The following is a 17,322-nucleotide window of genomic DNA, read 5'->3' as shown; positions in this document are numbered from 1 at the left end:
GAATAGCATATGGTTGATTTAACCGTCGCAAGACTTCAGGAATTCATGATTGTTCTTTATGCCCTCGGTCTTGTTTTTTACTTAATTGATTACTTTAAAAAGTCAAAAGTCGTGCAACGTACTGCTTTTTGGCTCATCGTTTCTGTATGGGTTACGCAAACGATTATTTTATCTTTTTACATTTTTGAAATGAAACGTTTTCCCGTGCTATCGCTAGTTGAAGGAATTTACTTTTATGTATGGTTACTAGTTACACTATCCATCGTGTTCCAGTTGATTTATAAAGTGAATTTCATGGTGTTTTTTACAAATATCATTGGTTTTGCTTTTTTAATGATTCATGTGTTTTCCAATCTAAAATATACAGCGTCCACTGTAGGTGATTCGCTTATTTCAGAAGTGTTATTTGTTCATATTACATCAGCAATCCTCTCGTATGCGGTGTTCGCATTAGCATTTGTTTTCGCGATATTATATTTGATTGTATATAACGTATTGAAAAGTAAGAAACTTGGTAAGCGGTTTTCTAGTCTGCCGAATTTGCATCAAACGATGATGGGCATGAAAATGTCGATCTACACGGGCATTCCGATTTTATTTGTTAGTTTGTTGTTTGGTGTGCAATGGGCATATGTAGCGCTAGAAGACTGGTCTCCGTTTGATGTGAAAATCATGGGATCATTTGCGGTATTGCTCATCTACTCGTCAGTGGTTTATTACAACTACAAAGGCAAGCTCCAATCAGTGGAGTTCGCTTGGATGACGATATTTGCATTTCTCTTAACGGTCGTTAATTTCTTTTTGGGCAGTACGCTGTCACAATTTCATTTATGGATATAAGAGAGGAAGAGTTTTGTGAGAAAAATTATTGTAGGTTCACGTAGAAGTAAGCTGGCATTAACTCAAACGAAATGGTTCATCGAACAAATGAAGCAAGCGGGTGCACCATTTGAGTTTGAAGTGAAAGAGATTGTGACGAAAGGCGATCAAATATTGGACGTCATGTTGTCAAAAGTTGGCGGTAAAGGATTATTCGTAAAAGAGATCCAGCAAGCATTATTTGATAAAGAAATTGATTTTGCCGTACATAGCATGAAGGACATGCCGGCGGTAATTCCTGACGGCTTGACTGTCGGTTGTATCCCTAAACGTGTAGATCCGCGTGATGCGTACATCGCAAATGACCATGTTCGCTTCATGGACTTACCAATCGGAGCGGTTGTCGGTACATCCAGTCTACGTCGTAGTTCACAGTTGTTGATGTTACGTCCGGATATTGAAATTAAGTGGATACGCGGCAATATTGACACACGTCTTCGTAAGCTCCAAGATGGTGAATATGATGCAATTCTCTTGGCTGCTGCAGGACTTAAGCGTATGGGCTGGGATGATAACATCGTCACAGAACACCTATCGCTCGAAGATTGTATTCCAGCTGTAGGACAAGGTGCATTAGCAATTGAATGTCGTGAAGACGATACAGAATTGCTAAATGAACTAGCGAAATTAACAGATGAGAAAACATGGATTGAGCTACAGGCTGAGCGTACGTTCCTTAACGAAATGGATGGTTCTTGCCAAGTACCAATCGGAGGATTTGCAACGTTTGATGGTAATGAAGTGGAAATGACTGGTTTCATCGCGTCTCCCGATGCAGTTCAAGTGTTCCGTGAAACGGTGAAAGGAACAGATCCTGTTGCAGTCGGTAAAGAAGTCAGTAGAATTTTACGTGACCAAGGTGCTACTGAAGTTATCGAGAAAGTGAAGGCGGAGATGGATGCGTAACGCATTGCCGTTAGCAGGAGAAACGGTTATTTTCACCGGTACACCAAAATCTTCGGAAGCTGCTGAACTCGTGAAAAAGTACGGTGGCATTCCGATTTCGATTCCACTTATTCAAGTAGGAGAAATACAGAAGAAGGCTGATCAGCAAAAGTTGCAACAAGCAATGAAAGCTGATTGGCTCATTTTTACGAGCCAATCAGCAGTTGCTGCATTCCGTGCGAAAATGTTGCGGTTCAATGTAACGGCTGATACGTACAATGGAAAAGTTGCTGCGGTCGGAACTCGAACAGCCGCTGCGCTAGATCAACTTGGTTTTGCCGTGTCTTTCATACCGAGCGTATTTAGTGCAGATGTTTTCGTCAAACAGTTTAATCCGAAAAAATCAGAACGGTTGCACGTGGTCTTTTTGAAAGGTACGCTTGCGGGTAGTCTGATTCGCGAGGAGTTGCCGTTTCATGTATCGGAATGGACAGTCTATGAGACAAAAAGTGCAACGAGTGAAATAGATAAATTGAGTCGTTTTATACTTCATAAAAATCAGGTGTCTGTTTTGTTCGCAAGCCCGTCAGCGGTGGAAGTATTCTCTTCACGTATTGCACCGAAAACGACGTGGTTCGGCTTTACGGTTTGCGCGATCGGACATGTTACGGAACGTGCATTGTTAAAAGTAGGTGCACCTGTTCACGTCAAACCTGAAACGTATACATTAGTCGAGCTAGTTCACGAATTAGCCAAACGAAAGGGAGAATTTGAATGAATCCAATAGAATTTAAGCGTCATCGTAGACTTCGTACACACCCAACAGTGCGTGCGATGGTAAGGGAGACAGAAATTAAAGCAGCGGATTTCATTTATCCTATCTTTGTTACAGAAGGCGAGAACGTACGTAATCCAATCGCTTCGATGCCAGGAGTAGATCAGTTTTCAATTGATTTATTATTGAAAGAGACGGATGAAGTAGTTGAACTAGGTATTTCATCGATTATTTTATTCGGTATCCCTAATGAAAAAGACGCTACCGGATCTGAAGCGTATGACGATGAGGGAATCATCCAACGTGCTACACGTGCTGTAAAAGAACGTCATCCAAAATTAGTTGTAGTGGCGGATACATGTTTATGCGAGTATACAGATCACGGTCACTGTGGCGTTATTCACGATAATGATGTAGATAACGATGCAAGCCTTGTATTGCTTGCGAAGACGGCAGTCAGTCAAGCGAAAGCAGGAGCAGATATCATTGCGCCGTCGAATATGATGGACGGATTTGTTGCGGTCATTCGCCAAGCACTTGACGATGCAGGATTCCAGAACATTCCGATTATGTCGTATGCGGTGAAATATGCATCTGCTTATTACGGTCCATTCCGTGAAGCAGCGCAATCCACTCCACAATTCGGCGATCGTAAAACGTATCAGATGGATCCAGCAAATCGAATGGAAGCTATGCGTGAAGCGGAATCCGATATTCTTGAAGGTGCAGACTTCCTTATTGTGAAGCCGGCATTGTCTTACCTTGATATCATTCGCGACGTAAAGAATCATGTACTATTGCCTGTCGTGGCGTACAACGTCAGTGGGGAATACGCAATGGTCAAAGCGGCTGCATTAAACGGCTGGGTAGATGAGAAGAAAATTGTACTAGAAACGTTAACAAGTATGAAGCGTGCAGGCGCAGATATCATCATGACGTATCATGCAAAAGATGCTGCTCGCTGGTTGGAGGAGAAGTAATATGGGACATAAATCATATACGAAATCTGAACAAGCATTCAAAAAAGCAGTTGATTTAATGCCGGGTGGCGTCAACTCACCAGTTCGTGCATTCAAATCAGTCAATATGGATCCGATCTTTATGGAAAGTGGTAAAGGGGCGATCATTAAGGATATTGATGGCAATGAATATATTGACTACGTTTTATCTTGGGGTCCTCTAATCCTAGGACACACACACCCTGACGTAGTATCAGCAATCCAAAAAGTAGCTGAAACTGGTACAAGTTTCGGAGCACCGACTCTTCTAGAAAATGAATTAGCTGAGCTTGTCATCGACCGTGTTCCGTCAATTGAAATGGTACGTATGGTATCTTCAGGTACGGAAGCGACAATGAGTGCACTTCGTTTAGCACGTGGCTATACGAAGCGTAATAAAATCCTTAAATTCGAAGGTTGCTACCACGGACATGCGGATTCTTTGCTTATTAAAGCGGGATCGGGTGTCGCTACATTAGGTTTACCAGATAGCCCTGGAGTACCTGAATCGATTGCGCAAAACACGCTTACGGTTCCATATAACGACCTGGAAAGTGTTAAATTGGCTATCAAAGAGTACGGAGACGACCTTGCTGCGATTATTGTAGAACCTGTTGCAGGAAACATGGGTGTTGTAGGACCGGATAACGGCTTCCTTAAAGGCTTACGTGATTTGACCGAAGAGAACGGTTCATTACTCATCTTTGATGAAGTGATGACTGGATTCCGTGTTGGTTATAAATGCGCACAAGGTCATTTCAACATCAAACCGGACATTACATGTCTAGGTAAAGTAATCGGTGGCGGACTGCCTGTAGGAGCGTATGGCGGTTCACGCAAGATTATGGAGCATGTTGCACCAGCAGGAACTATTTATCAGGCAGGTACATTATCTGGTAATCCGTTAGCGATGACAGCAGGAATTGAAACATTGAGAAAGTTAACGCCGAAAACATATGAACATTTCATTAAGCTTGGCGATCAATTGGAAGAAGGTTTCCGCGCAGCAGCGAAAGCTAATAATATTCCGCATACTGTCAATCGTGCAGGTTCGATGATTGGGTTCTTCTTTACAAATGAACGCGTCAATAACTACGATAAAGCGAAAACATCTGATTTGGAACTATTCGCAGAATATTACCGTTTGATGGCGGAAGAAGGTATTTTCTTACCACCTTCCCAATTCGAAGGAATGTTCTTGTCAGCAGCTCATACAGAAGAGCATATCGCGAAAACTGTGGAAGCATTCCATACAGTGTTTGCGAAACTTAAGAGATAATTACTAAGCGTCAGGCAGATAGTTGCTTGGCGCTTTTTTATTTTCATTATTAAACTACATTATACTCACTTCTAAACTCCGTATTTTCTTCATATAGTAGCCTGAGTTAAGAAAAGGAGTGAAGCAAATATGACGACGCATCAATGGACATTACAAGAATCTTTTTATTTCCCTGCTGAGTACGGGGCATTTGCAGAATCGGCTGAGGTAAAGGTGACGCCTGGCTTTACGGAAGAACGGACGGAAGAAGCGATTCGTTTGCAAGGGATCTATCATATTGCAGCAAACGTCGTGTTTGACGCAGACAAGCAGGTGGAGCTCCCAGCGGAAGACTTATTGATTATTAATGATGTCGAAGTGGAGAACAGCAAAGGATATTTTGAATATGCGGTGCCACTGAATGTAGATTTACCAGCTGAGCTCGATGGAAACTTGCAACTGGAAGTACAGGATGTTAAAACTACATCACAGGAAGATGGCGGATTAAATTTGGAGTGGACGGTTCACTTGAAGCAGGAACAACCCGTGCAAGAGCCTGTACAAGAACCAGTTGCAATTGTAGAAGAACCTGCAGAACCCCAATTGACGGCTGCATCGACTTCCCATATGCAGTTTCTTGCTAATGCTGATCGTGCGCTAGAGCAAGTCCACAATGAAATGGAAGACTTTCTCTTATACATCGCCGAAATGGATGACGATGTCACGAGAAAGATCTTCCATTCAAATAATGTTTTTGTAGAAGCAGAAAGACAAAGCAGCGAGTAAACAAAATAATAATATGTCTCCGGTTGTCGGGACAATAAGTAATCGCACTAATTGGAACACGGTCAACGGGATGATAAAGCCTTTACAGTAAAATCTCGTTTTCCGTAGCCAGGGCGGCAACAAGTAGGGGTTATAACCTTTTCGCATCGTTCACCATCCTTTCCTTATCGACTAGTATTCAGTTGACGGACACAGTATGCTTCGCTTATAATAATGAAAGATAAGAATATAAATGCGAAGAGTAGGCAAGTACATGTGAAACGTTTTCTTTAGAGAGGGTACGATAGGTGGGACGTACCTGGGAACAACATATGGAAGTCCCCTATGAGCAGTTTCTGTGAAATTTTAGTAGCAGGAACCGGTGAAGACCGTTACCAAATCATGAAGATGTAATGCTTTTTAGCGTTCATAAATAAAGGTGGTACCACGAGCTCCTTCGTCCTTTTACCGGGATGAGTGGGGCTTTTTTGTATCCCTTTTTATTTGAAGGAGGAACTATAATGACTGATGAATTGACAATGCCGACTAAATACGATCCGCAGGCAGTTGAAAAAGGACGTTATGAGTGGTGGCTTGAAGGCAAGTATTTTGAATCGGATGTAAAAAGCGAGAAAGAACCGTACACGATTGTTATTCCACCACCGAACGTGACAGGGAAGCTTCACTTAGGTCACGCTTGGGATACAACGTTACAAGATATGCTCATCCGCATGAAACGTATGCAAGGGTATGATGCATTGTGGTTGCCAGGAATGGACCATGCGGGAATTGCGACACAAGCAAGAGTTGAGGAAAAACTTCGCGCTGAAGGCAAAACTCGCTACGATCTTGGACGTGAGAACTTCGTACAGGAAACTTGGAAGTGGAAAGAAGAATACGCGAGCCATATCCGCGCACAGTGGGCAAAACTTGGTTTGGCACTTGACTACTCACAAGAACGCTTTACCCTCGACGAAGGTCTTTCAAAAGCGGTACGTGAAGTGTTTGTTAAATTGTATGAGAAGAAGCTCATTTATCGTGGCGAATATATCATCAACTGGGATCCTGCAACAAAAACAGCGATTTCTGATATCGAAGTCATCCATAAAGATGTGCAAGGTGCATTCTATCATATGCGTTACCCATTGACAGATGGCACAGGTTCAATTGAAATTGCGACAACACGTCCCGAAACGATGCTCGGTGATACGGCTGTTGCGGTTCATCCAGAAGACGATCGCTACAAGCACTTGATCGGGAAAATGGTTAGATTACCAATCGTTGGACGCGAAATTCCAATCGTGGCGGACGATTACGTAGAAATGGACTTCGGAAGCGGCGCAGTGAAAATTACACCAGCGCATGACCCGAATGACTTTGAAATAGGTAATCGCCATAACTTACCACGTATTCTCGTGATGAATGAAGACGGATCGATGAATAAACTAGCAGGTAAGTATGAAGGTATGGATCGTTTCGAATGTCGTACGCAAATCGTTAAGGATTTACAAGAGATGAATGTGTTATTTGAAATCGAAGAACATATGCACTCTGTCGGTCACTCGGAACGAAGCGGCGCAGTAGTGGAGCCTTATCTTTCTACACAATGGTTCGTTAATATGCAGCCACTTGCCGAGCAAGCGATCAATCTGCAGAAAAATGAAGAAGAAAAAGTGACGTTTGTGCCTGAGCGTTTCGAGAAAACGTATTTAAGTTGGATGGAAAATGTTCATGACTGGTGTATTTCTCGTCAACTTTGGTGGGGCCATCGTATTCCAGCTTGGTATCACAACACAACAGGTGAAATTTATGTGGGTCAAGAAGCACCGGCTGACGCAGAAAACTGGACACAGGACAATGACGTACTTGATACTTGGTTCTCATCTGCTCTATGGCCGTTCTCGACAATGGGCTGGCCTGACGTAGATAGCGAAACGTTCAAAAAGTATTACCCAACGGATGCCCTTGTTACAGGATATGATATTATCTTCTTCTGGGTGTCTCGTATGATCTTCCAAGCACTTGAATTCACGGAAGAGCGTCCATTCAAAGATGTTTTGATCCATGGTTTAGTACGTGCGGAAGACGGGCGAAAAATGTCTAAATCTCTTGGTAACGGTGTAGATCCAATGGACGTAATCGAGCAATACGGTGCAGATGCATTGCGTTACTTCCTTGCAACAGGTTCTTCACCAGGACAAGACCTACGTTATTCTACCGAAAAAGTAGAAGCGATTTGGAACTTTGCCAATAAAATTTGGAATGCTTCCCGTTTCGCGTTAATGAATATGGATGGAATGAAGTATGAAGAAATCGATTTATCAGGAGAAAAATCCGTTGCAGATGCATGGATCTTAACTCGTCTGAATGAAACGATTGAATCAGTAACTAGCTTGTCAGACCGCTATGAGTTTGGTGAAATGGGCCGCGCGTTATATAACTTCATCTGGGAAGACTTCTGTAACTGGTATATCGAAATGGCGAAGTTGCCGTTATACGGTGAAGACGAAGCAGCGAAGAAAATGACACGTTCGGTTCTTGCGCATGTTCTAGATCACACGATGCGTTTATTACACCCATTGATGCCGTTCATTACTGAAGAGATTTGGCAGAACCTTCCGCATGAAGGCGAGTCGATCACAGTAGCGAAGTGGCCAGAAGTGGACGCAGCGATGATGGACAAGTCTCGCTCTTCGGATATGAAGTTGTTGGTGGATATTATTAAAGCGGTACGTAATATTCGCGCTGAAGTAAATACTCCGATGAGTCGCAAAGTCGATTTGTATATTTCGGCGAAAGATGAGACGACAGTGGCTGTACTGGAAGAAAACCGTAGCTATCTAGAGCGTTTCTGTAATCCGGAGACGTTGACGATTGGCGTGAAGGTGAGTGCACCAGGTAAGACGATGTCGGCGGTCGTGACAGGGGCAGAGTTGTATTTGCCACTTGAGGGATTGATTGATATTGAAGAAGAGCTGGCTCGTTTGACGAAGGAGCTTGGCAAGTGGCAAGGTGAAGTGAAGCGAGTTCAAGGCAAGTTGTCGAATGAACGTTTTACTGCGAAAGCACCTGAGTCAGTTGTTGAGGAAGAGCGTGCGAAGGAAGCAGATTATTTGGAGAAGTATGCGGCGGTTGAGCGTCGTATTGCGGAACTGAAGGAGATCTAAAGAGAATTACGACCCATTTGACAGTGTGATGCTGTTGAGTGGGTTTTTTTGTTGGAGTAGTTGAGGAGAAGAGATAATTAACCCAAACCCAATGACTTAAAAATTCTTTAGTAGAAATCCAGTAATACGCTACGGATAGTATTACTGGCGAGTTATGGGTATAATTGGATTTATAATATTTAGAAATAGGCGAGGGGGATTTTATATGAGCTATGTGGTGCGTGAAATGAAAGATGAAGATGTTGTAAGTGTCCAGCATGTTGCTAGTGAAAGTTGGCATACTACGTATGAGGGAATTATTCCTCGGGAAATTCAGGATGATTTTCTCCGGGTGGCGTATAGTAATGAGATGTTGAAGAAGCGTTTGGCTGGTTCGCATGTATTCGTTGCAGAAGACGCGAGTGAGGTAGTTGGGTTCGTTGATTTTTCTCCGGTGGATGAGGCAGGTAGGACAGAGCTACGAGCGATTTATTTATATCTAGCTAGCAAGGGGAGGGAATAGGAACAGCTCTTTTAAGAAAAGGTATAAAAGAACTTGAAGGTGTGAAAGAAGTTGTTGTGGAAGTCGAAGAGGAAAATTGGATCGGAAGACAGTTTTATGAAGCAAAAGGATTTAAGATGGTTGCGGAATATGATGAGGATTTTGCTGGTCATATATTGAAGACGGTTCAGATGGTGCTGATCATTGAATGAAATGAGATGGAAGAAATCACGAATTTAGGAGAGTGTACTATGGAGGAAAATGTATTTGAGCAAATGGCAAAAAGGTACGATTCGGATGAACGAAAGGAATTAGCTAGGATTGTAGCGGAGGAAGTAAAGCCGGAAGTACAAGATAGTCGTTCAAAATCATTAATTGATTATGGAAGCGGTACGGGATTGGTTGGGTTAGCATTAGCGGATCTGGTAGAGTCAATTTTACTGGTAGATTCATCTCAGCAAATGCTGGAAGTCGCGCAAGCTAAAATTTCTCGAGGTGAAATTACAAACGCAAAAGTTCTTTATACGGATTTCACACAGGAGAGTCCTGAACTTCAGGCAGACATTGTTTTAGTATCATTGGTTCTACTTCATGTTCCAGATACTAAAAAAATACTACAGGAATTATATAATGTTCTTACTGAAGACGGGAAATTGATTATTATTGATTTTGATAAAAATGAAAAAGTAACACATCCGAAGGTTCATAACGGATTTGTACACGAAGAATTAAAACAGCTGTTATCAGAAGTAGGTTTTAAAGACATTGAAATTAGAAACTTTTATAGTGGGAAGAATATTTTTGTGAATGAAGACGCCACGATGTTGATCTCGACAAGTAGAAAGTGATGTATTAATAAACAAAACTCTATCATAAGAAGTATTCAAAGGGAGGTTTAATATGCTGAAAAAACCAATGAAACTACAACCAGGAGATACCGTCGCAACAGTCAGTCCCTCATGGGGAGGCGCGGGTGAACCTGAGATCAAGTGGCGTTATGAACAAGGTGTGAAAAGACTGGAAGAAGTGTTCGGATTGAAAGTAGTGCCAATGCCAAACAGTTTGAAGGGAGGAGACTATCTGTATGAGAATCCGCAAGCGCGTGCTGAAGATTTGATGACGGCATTTCGTGATCCAACCATTAAAGCAATTTTTGCGAATATCGGGGGAGAAGATAGTATCCGATTGCTTCCTTATATCGACTTCACGGTCATACAAAATAATCCGAAGATATTCAGTGGATACTCTGATGTCACCATATCCCATTTGTTTTGCCATAAGGCAGGTATCTCTTCATTCTATGGACCGGCTATTTTAACGGACTTTGCTGAAAATGTGGAGATGGATCCCTATACGATCGAAAAGGTGAATCGAACTCTCTTTTCGAATGAAATAATCGGTGAGATTCAATCAGCAGAAAGTTGGACAAGTGAGCGGCTGGAATGGATTGAAACGAATAAACATACCCGTCGTACGATGAATCAGAATACTGGCTATGAGGTACTTCAAGGTTCGGGTACTGCAAAAGGTCAACTAATTGGTGGCTGCATTGAAGTATTGGAGTTTGCGAAAGGGACGGAACTTTGGCCGGATACAGCGTACTGGAATGACAGTATTCTGTTCTTCGAAACATCTGAAGAGAAACCTGAACCGGATTTTATTCGATACTGGTTGAGAAATTATGCAGCACAAGGAATATTGCAAAAAGCGAATGGGATTATTTTTGGGAAACCTCAAGATGAGAAATATTACGAAGAATATAAAGTGGAAATTCGTAAGGTGATGAAAGAGTACAGTTTAGAACATTTGCCTATCTTGTACAATTTGAATTTTGGTCATACGGAACCTAAGTTTATGTTACCTTATGGGGCGATGGCGGAGATCGATTGTGAACGAAAGACGTTTTCAATTCTTGAAAGTGGCGTAGAGTAAGGAAAATGTTTAGTGTTGGATGCCATTTTCTACCTGGAGACTAGAAGATCTATTGTTAAGGAGACATTATATGAGAGTGATAGTTGTTGATTATCATACAGAGTGGCCTAAACTCTTCGAAAAAGAGTCCCAAAAATTAGCTGCTATTTTTAAAGATGAATTAGTAGATATTCATCATATAGGTAGTACTTCTGTTGAAGGGTTAGCAGCGAAACCAATTATCGATATACTGCCCGTAGTGAAATGTATTGAAAATGTGGATGCTTTAACCGTGAAAATGAATGAAATCGGTTATGAAGCACTTGGGGAATTTGGAATTGCAGGTCGGCGCTATTTTAGAAAAGGTGAAAATCTTAGAACGCATCAAATCCATGTATTTCAAGAAGACAATCATTATGATATCACTCGTCATTTGGCTGTTAGAGATTATCTTCGTGTTCATTCTGAAAAAAGTAAGCTTTATGGAGACTTGAAAAAGAAACTGGCTAACGCGTTTCCTGACGAGATTGAATGTTATATAGATGGGAAAAATTTGTTTGTGAAGGCTCTGGAGGAAGAAGCACTCAGTTGGTATGAAGTGAAACACAGGGGCTAATATTCCAAGATTGCTCAATTTTATTTGTCTTAATTAAAGCGATTAATGTAGGGGGATTAATATGCAGAAAGATTTCATATGTAGAATTAATCAAGATGTCCTGGAAAAGTTTGAACTGGCATTGCAACTCAATAAAGAGAACGCCGACGATGTACTGGAGAAACAAATAATGCAGTATATAGCAAATAGCTTTTCCAGAGTCTCACAAGAATATAGTGAACCGAAAAGATTAAAAAGTATAGATGTTGGAAAATTAAACGCAGATACTGGGAAAGCTCGAACGAAGATTCCCATGTGGGCATATAAATCTCAACAAAATAACCATAAAATCGTACGAGCATTCTTTCAAGTCGAAAGTGAATATGGAGTTGTAACGCTTGATAATCTGATAAATAGATGCGCGGATGAGAAAAAATATCCTACTACTTATGTTAAGAATTTCATGGGGAACTTTAATTCTATGAAATCTGATGGACATAATACACATGGTAAAGTTTTTGAAGTTCATAATGGAGAAGTCATTGTGTGGGATTATATTGAGGATGTATTAATGAACTATAAATCCAATTTTTGTAGATAATAACAGTACCGAATATTGATTACAGATTAATTGTGTTTAATATGGAGGTGTTCTATGAAATCAGTCTACTTGTTGGCCTTCGTAATATGTTCTGCGTTTTTATTCAGCGCTTGCCTTGGTGAAAAATATGATTTTACACCGCCAGATGTTACGCTTATGAATACCACAGACTATCTTGGAACAGAAAAGCTTGCTGCGGTAAATATCGAATGGGATTCAGATCAATTGTATACTAAGAAAACAGATGATATATTCGCTGTCGCAAAAGAAGAGAAAACTTTAGTGTATGGTGCAGCACAAGAAGTGAGCGTCGTGTTTGTGAGTCAAGATTTCGCTATTAAGAAGCTTAGTGCTTATGTTCTTAAAAATGACATCAAGACCGATATAGAAGTAGATGGCGAAGTGTTTTCAATGCCTGAAGAAAAAGGTGAATACATTATCGTTTTGCATCTTCTCGCGGATAGCGGAACAGTAGAATATGTAGGGAACGTGCTAATAGAGTAGCAAGTAGATGTATAGAAGAAAAACCATATACTTTACATAATATAATTATTTGTTTCATTTTAAGAAAGGGGCTACTTGTATGCAAACGATCATAGATATTTTCGGCATTGTACTTCCTATTATAATAGCGGGCCTGATTGTGGTGTTTGTCATTAGACGTTTAGACAATAAAATGAAACAAGGGGCTTTGGCTAAGAAAAAGTCGACGAGCGCCCAGACATTACTGGACAGTTTGATACCGCTTGGCATGTTGATTGGTTGTATACTTGGTTTGCTTATTAGTATGATCTCTCCAATAACGTTAGGCTTTGCGTTTAGTTTAGGCGCGTCATTAGGTTTATTAGGTGGATATTTCGCTTATGAATTTTATGGTAGTAAAGAAGAGATGTAAAGAAATGAGGTATACGATATGATGAAAAAAGTAGTATCTGCTTTGGTGGCGGTTCTGATCATTGAATCGGTTACTTTAGGTAAACGCGCATCTTGAGCGACATGTTGAAAATACAGACGGGTTCTTCGAGTTGTGTTATTGTCCTTCATGAAATATACGGAATCAACCTATTTATACAAGATATATGTGAATCACTGTCTAGGCAAAACTTTGATGTAGTTTGTCCGAATCTATTACCGCAAGTAATCCCTTTCGATTATATTGAAGAAGGAATGGCTTATAAGAACTTCATGGCATACGCGGGCTTCGATGACAGCGCGGAGAAAGTAATAGAGTTAGTGAAGGGTATGAAAGAACAATACTCGAAAATATTCATCCTAGGATTTAGTGTAGGGGCTACAGTTGCTTGGTCGTGCAGTGAGGAAAAGGATGTAGATGGAATCGTCGGATATTATGGATCACGTATTCGAGATTATGTGGAGATTCAGCCGACGTGTCCGACATTGCTTTATTTTCCTAGCGCCGAGAAGTCGTTTGATGTGAATGAAATGGTAGTGAAATTAGACAAACCGAATGTGGAAATAGAAGTTTTTGATGCGCAGCATGGATTTTGTGATCCGTATGCTACCGAATATGATAAAGCGTTAGCTCAGATTACATTTATGAAAACAGTAGAATTTTTTAGAGCCAATTAAAAAATCATAAAAAAAGCACTTCGTTGATGGAAGTGCTTTTTTGCCGTCTATTTTCGCTTAGATCAATTGATAATAAAAACCGAGTTTTGTATCGTACCATAGCAATGTGCCGTGCTTTCGTATAGGTAGTCTTGTTTGGAAGTTCCACTCAGGATATTGTTTGATGATTTGGACTTGGTCACCCGTGGCGAATGCGATAAACGAAATATAATGATCTTTTGTCATCGGATGAACACTTGAAATAAATCGTTCATTGTCCATTTCTTCTATAGTTAATTTTTCTTCATCTATTGCTTTCTTTGCTTCAAGAGCTTCCAGTTTTCTGCCGCAGCAAGATATTGTAATATCGCCCGTTGCCATGACGATATTATTGCATGATGGACAGACAAAGTACTTAGATTTTTTCATATTTCCTCCTATGAATTCATTGGAAAGCAAATCACCTTCCAAGATATTTTCTATGTTGACGCCTAATAGTCCGGATAAATCAGATAGTAGCGAGACATCAGGATAACCATATCCACGCTCCCATTTGGAGATGGTCCGATCTGAAATGTTCATTTGATCAGCCAGTTGTTTCTGTGTAAGTCCTTTTTCTTTACGGACTTTATAAATTAATTCACCGACCTTATTTGTACCCATCGTTTTCCCTCCTGCTCTATATTAATCATAGGGGTAGACAGCTTTCGTTTCAACAAACGCTCCGTGGAGTTTATATAGTATGGATCATTCCTCAACTAAAAAGAAGCTACCGCAGAGAATCATTGGAAAATGACGTTCTGCGATAGCCTCTTTTTTATCAGATCCACAATGTCTCACCAATAAGTAATTTCTTCAATCGATCTTCATCCAACTGCAATTTATTCCACTCCGCTTCCAGTCGTTCAATCGCTTCTGGACCCGTGTCATCTGCCAAGTGGTACGCTCCGTAATGCATCGGAATGAATGTCGTGGCCGCTACTTCTAAAAATCCTTTCACCGCATCTTCAGGAGTTAAGTGACTTTCCTTCATAAACCATTCGGGCTCATACGCGCCAATCGGTATAAGTACCGTATCAATAGTAAAACGTTTCGCTATTTCTTGGAATCCACGGAAGTATCCTGTATCCCCAACGAAGTAAATGGCATGATGTTCACTTTCGATGATCCAGCCACCCCAGTGAGAAGTATTCGTGTCCGTCAATGTACGTTTCGTCCAGTGCTGTGCGGGTACGAACGTGAACGTCATGCACTCAAGCACAAATGAATCAAACCATTCCGCTTCAATCACTTTTTTATATCCACGTATCTTAAACTTGCTGCTCAATCCAACTGGAACAAAATATGTAGGATTGCCTTTTAGACGTCTGATCGTTGCGAAATCCAGATGATCATAATGGCCGTGAGAAATGAATACGACGTCGATCGCCGGTAACTCTTTAAGAGAAATACCAGGTTCAGTCAATCGATTCTGAAATCCCATACGCTTCGCCCATACCGGATCAGTAAGTATATTCAGCCCATTGATCTGAATTAAAAAAGTCGAGTGCCCAATCCAAGTGATCGATGTCTCTGATCGATTGATAGAAAGTTTTTCTGTTTCTTTAGAAGGTGCTTGCTCGATCACGACGCGTAAATCTTTCTTATTCTCGCTGCGTTCCTTCTGCCAGCGAATCATATCGCGGAGAGTCTTATGTGTGTCTACATCATCTAAATTCGTATAGCGTTTTCGTATCATCATATATCACCCAGTTGTTTACTAATATAGTCGAGTAATTTCTTTGCGACTGAAAAGTCATGTGTTTGATACAGAGAGCGTGCACCGACAGGATCTTCAATTTCATTGAGCAACCAACCGCCTTCAGTAGGAAGTATGAAATCAATACCGATATAATCGCTTGAAATTGCCTGGGAAATCTTTTGGACTTGTTTCGTTTGAGAATCGTTCAAAGTAAACTTTTCGATTGTACCGCCTAATGCGTAATTAGATTTGAATGAATCCTCTGCACCTGTTCGTTTCACAGCTCCAAGAACTTCGTTGCCGAGCATAAATACACGGACGTCAGTTGCATTGGATTCAATGAAAGGCTGCGCGATTAGCTCGTCAGAATTATATTGATTCAACACTTCTTCAACTTGTTGCGTTGATTCACATAAAAACACTTCGCTTCCACCATGACCCCCACGAGTTTTCAATATGAAAGGCAATTGTGGAAGTCGATCCGCTCTGAATGTGGGAACTGCTGGAATACCTAGCAAAGTTGCGAGCTCAAATGTACGCAATTTATCATTGGCGATCTTTTGAACACTCGCTCGGTTATACATGCGATAGCCGGCTTGCTCTAATTCTAAAGACAAATCAGGATGACGGTCTCGGAATAAAATGAAGTCTAGAGGTTCAGTAGGCGGCACGGTTATCAGTTTTAATTCTATACCGGTGTTAGTCGCTTCTTTCAATAAGTCTTCGATAAACGCCTGATTCCGTTTCGCTTCCTCTTCATTATAGTAGACTACACCTTTCATTTAATCTTCTCCAATATGTACGCGATCATCGCATCAGCTACGTTAATGCCAGTGACGTTCAAGAGATTACGGATATGTGCTGCGCCATTGACTTCACAGACTACAGGCTGTTCATCCGGACCGAATAACAGATCGACTCCCGCAAATTCAGCACCTACTGCTTTTGCAGCTTCCATCGCAAGGGTTTCCTGTGCGGCTGTCAATTCTACAACTTCAGCCACACCGCCGTTCGTAATATTCGCTCGGAAATCTGTCTCCGAGTGACGATACATAGCTGCAATGATCTGATCGCCCACGATGTTGACGCGGAGATCCCGTCCTCGACTGCTTTCAATAAATTCCTGGAATACATAATCGACTCCACGTAGTTCATGAACTTTCTCATCAAACGCTTCCTTCGTCTCAATCAAATAGACTTTCATACCGAATGAACCATGACCTTCTTTAATAATCATCGGCAAACCAAGTGTCTCAAGAACATGCTCGTAATAACCGCTATCGGTAATTGTGAAATTCGTATAGACTTTCGGTGCGATAATCGTCTTCGGCATCGCAACACCATGTTTTGCCAACTCCAAATACTGCTTCGCTTTATTATCACACGTCTCAATTACTTCAGGATCATTGAAGACGGGAATACCTGAATTTTTCAAATGTGTTGCAAGCAATGTATCTTTATCAAGAAAGACAACGAAGTCAGGTGCATTTGCAATGTGGTTCTGCACATCCATCAGTACTTCATAATTTTTCAGGGTTTTCGCTGTCACACCTGCACGTTCTGCCGCTTCTTGCACAAGTCGTGCCTGATCCTCGAATTTATCACTCGTCAAACTACCATTATAAATAACCCAACAACTTTTCAATCGGGACGCCACCTTTGCTATACTGTATATAACTTAATTTTAACACAGGAGG

General features: G+C 41.2%; 18 protein-coding genes, 1 pseudogene and 1 other annotated feature. Of the genes and pseudogenes, 15 read left to right on the top strand and 4 right to left on the bottom strand.

Annotation, left to right across the window (positions count from 1 at the left end):
* The first annotated feature begins 9 nt into the window (after positions 1–9).
* The 15 genes and pseudogenes from ccsA to SporoP32a_RS02220 all read left to right on the top strand — a co-directional run bounded on the left by ccsA (position 10) and on the right by SporoP32a_RS02220 (position 13,905).
* A complete protein-coding gene (gene ccsA / locus SporoP32a_RS02295; protein ID WP_085426437.1) occupies positions 10–840 on the top strand; it encodes a cytochrome c biogenesis protein CcsA in 831 nt (276 codons plus the stop codon).
* A gap of 15 nt (positions 841–855) precedes the next feature.
* Positions 856–1,785: a hydroxymethylbilane synthase gene (hemC, locus tag SporoP32a_RS02290; protein WP_085426436.1), complete on the top strand. Its 930-nt coding sequence runs from the start codon at positions 856–858 to the stop codon at positions 1,783–1,785.
* The gene (locus SporoP32a_RS02285) at positions 1,778–2,542 is read left to right on the top strand and encodes a uroporphyrinogen-III synthase (RefSeq protein WP_085426435.1); all 765 of its coding nucleotides are present in this window, start codon (positions 1,778–1,780) and stop codon (positions 2,540–2,542) included. The genes hemC and SporoP32a_RS02285 overlap by 8 nt, the downstream gene beginning before the upstream one ends.
* The gene (hemB, locus tag SporoP32a_RS02280) at positions 2,539–3,519 is read left to right on the top strand and encodes a porphobilinogen synthase (RefSeq protein ID WP_085426434.1); all 981 of its coding nucleotides are present in this window, start codon (positions 2,539–2,541) and stop codon (positions 3,517–3,519) included. The genes SporoP32a_RS02285 and hemB overlap by 4 nt, the downstream gene beginning before the upstream one ends.
* Position 3,520: 1 nt before the next feature.
* A complete protein-coding gene (gene hemL / locus SporoP32a_RS02275; RefSeq protein WP_085426433.1) occupies positions 3,521–4,816 on the top strand; it encodes a glutamate-1-semialdehyde 2,1-aminomutase in 1,296 nt (431 codons plus the stop codon).
* Between the two features lie 129 nt (positions 4,817–4,945).
* On the top strand, positions 4,946–5,581 hold the full coding sequence (locus tag SporoP32a_RS02270; RefSeq protein WP_085426432.1) for a hypothetical protein: 636 nt from the start codon (positions 4,946–4,948) through the stop codon (positions 5,579–5,581).
* A gap of 228 nt (positions 5,582–5,809) precedes the next feature.
* Positions 5,810–6,028 (top strand) — a binding site (T-box leader).
* Positions 6,029–6,081: 53 nt separating this feature from the next.
* Positions 6,082–8,727: a valine--tRNA ligase gene (locus SporoP32a_RS02260; RefSeq protein WP_085426430.1), complete on the top strand. Its 2,646-nt coding sequence runs from the start codon at positions 6,082–6,084 to the stop codon at positions 8,725–8,727.
* A gap of 205 nt (positions 8,728–8,932) precedes the next feature.
* A pseudogene (locus tag SporoP32a_RS02255) lies at positions 8,933–9,420 on the top strand (GNAT family N-acetyltransferase).
* A gap of 39 nt (positions 9,421–9,459) precedes the next feature.
* The gene (locus SporoP32a_RS02250) at positions 9,460–10,056 is read left to right on the top strand and encodes a class I SAM-dependent DNA methyltransferase (protein WP_085426429.1); all 597 of its coding nucleotides are present in this window, start codon (positions 9,460–9,462) and stop codon (positions 10,054–10,056) included.
* 52 nt (positions 10,057–10,108) lie between these two features.
* Complete coding sequence (locus SporoP32a_RS02245) at positions 10,109–11,140, top strand: S66 family peptidase (RefSeq protein WP_085426428.1); 1,032 nt, start codon at positions 10,109–10,111, stop codon at positions 11,138–11,140.
* Between the two features lie 70 nt (positions 11,141–11,210).
* Positions 11,211–11,735, top strand: a complete 525-nt coding sequence (locus SporoP32a_RS02240; protein ID WP_085426427.1) for a GrpB family protein — start codon at positions 11,211–11,213, stop codon at positions 11,733–11,735.
* Between the two features lie 61 nt (positions 11,736–11,796).
* Complete coding sequence (locus tag SporoP32a_RS02235; RefSeq protein WP_085426426.1) at positions 11,797–12,315, top strand: hypothetical protein; 519 nt, start codon at positions 11,797–11,799, stop codon at positions 12,313–12,315.
* A gap of 54 nt (positions 12,316–12,369) precedes the next feature.
* Complete coding sequence (locus SporoP32a_RS02230; protein ID WP_085426425.1) at positions 12,370–12,819, top strand: hypothetical protein; 450 nt, start codon at positions 12,370–12,372, stop codon at positions 12,817–12,819.
* A gap of 79 nt (positions 12,820–12,898) precedes the next feature.
* Positions 12,899–13,210, top strand: coding sequence for a hypothetical protein (locus SporoP32a_RS02225; protein ID WP_085426424.1), 312 nt, complete (start codon positions 12,899–12,901; stop codon positions 13,208–13,210).
* Positions 13,211–13,311: 101 nt separating this feature from the next.
* Positions 13,312–13,905: a dienelactone hydrolase family protein gene (locus tag SporoP32a_RS02220; protein ID WP_085428960.1), complete on the top strand. Its 594-nt coding sequence runs from the start codon at positions 13,312–13,314 to the stop codon at positions 13,903–13,905.
* Between the two features lie 57 nt (positions 13,906–13,962).
* Here SporoP32a_RS02220 and SporoP32a_RS02215 read toward each other — a convergent pair whose 3' ends face one another.
* The 4 genes from SporoP32a_RS02215 to SporoP32a_RS02200 all read right to left on the bottom strand — a co-directional run bounded on the left by SporoP32a_RS02215 (position 13,963) and on the right by SporoP32a_RS02200 (position 17,270).
* Positions 13,963–14,547 carry a helix-turn-helix domain-containing protein gene (locus SporoP32a_RS02215; protein WP_085426423.1) on the bottom strand — a complete coding sequence of 195 codons (585 nt, stop codon included), beginning with the start codon at positions 14,545–14,547 and terminating at the stop codon, positions 13,963–13,965.
* A gap of 157 nt (positions 14,548–14,704) precedes the next feature.
* Positions 14,705–15,619 (bottom strand): MBL fold metallo-hydrolase, encoded by a 915-nt coding sequence (locus SporoP32a_RS02210; RefSeq protein ID WP_085428959.1) that lies wholly within the window; start codon positions 15,617–15,619, stop codon positions 14,705–14,707.
* Positions 15,620–15,621: 2 nt separating this feature from the next.
* On the bottom strand, positions 15,622–16,407 hold the full coding sequence (locus SporoP32a_RS02205) for an ATP-grasp domain-containing protein (protein ID WP_085426422.1): 786 nt from the start codon (positions 16,405–16,407) through the stop codon (positions 15,622–15,624).
* Positions 16,404–17,270 (bottom strand): ATP-grasp domain-containing protein, encoded by an 867-nt coding sequence (locus SporoP32a_RS02200; protein WP_085426421.1) that lies wholly within the window; start codon positions 17,268–17,270, stop codon positions 16,404–16,406. Before SporoP32a_RS02200 ends, SporoP32a_RS02205 begins: the two co-directional genes overlap by 4 nt.
* Positions 17,271–17,322 lie beyond the last annotated feature (52 nt).

Origin of the sequence: Sporosarcina ureae (assembly GCF_002109325.1) — a bacterium.
In the GTDB taxonomy this organism is placed as follows: Bacteria; Bacillota; Bacilli; order Bacillales_A; family Planococcaceae; genus Sporosarcina; species Sporosarcina ureae_C.
This window is presented reverse-complemented; position numbering and strand designations above follow the sequence as displayed.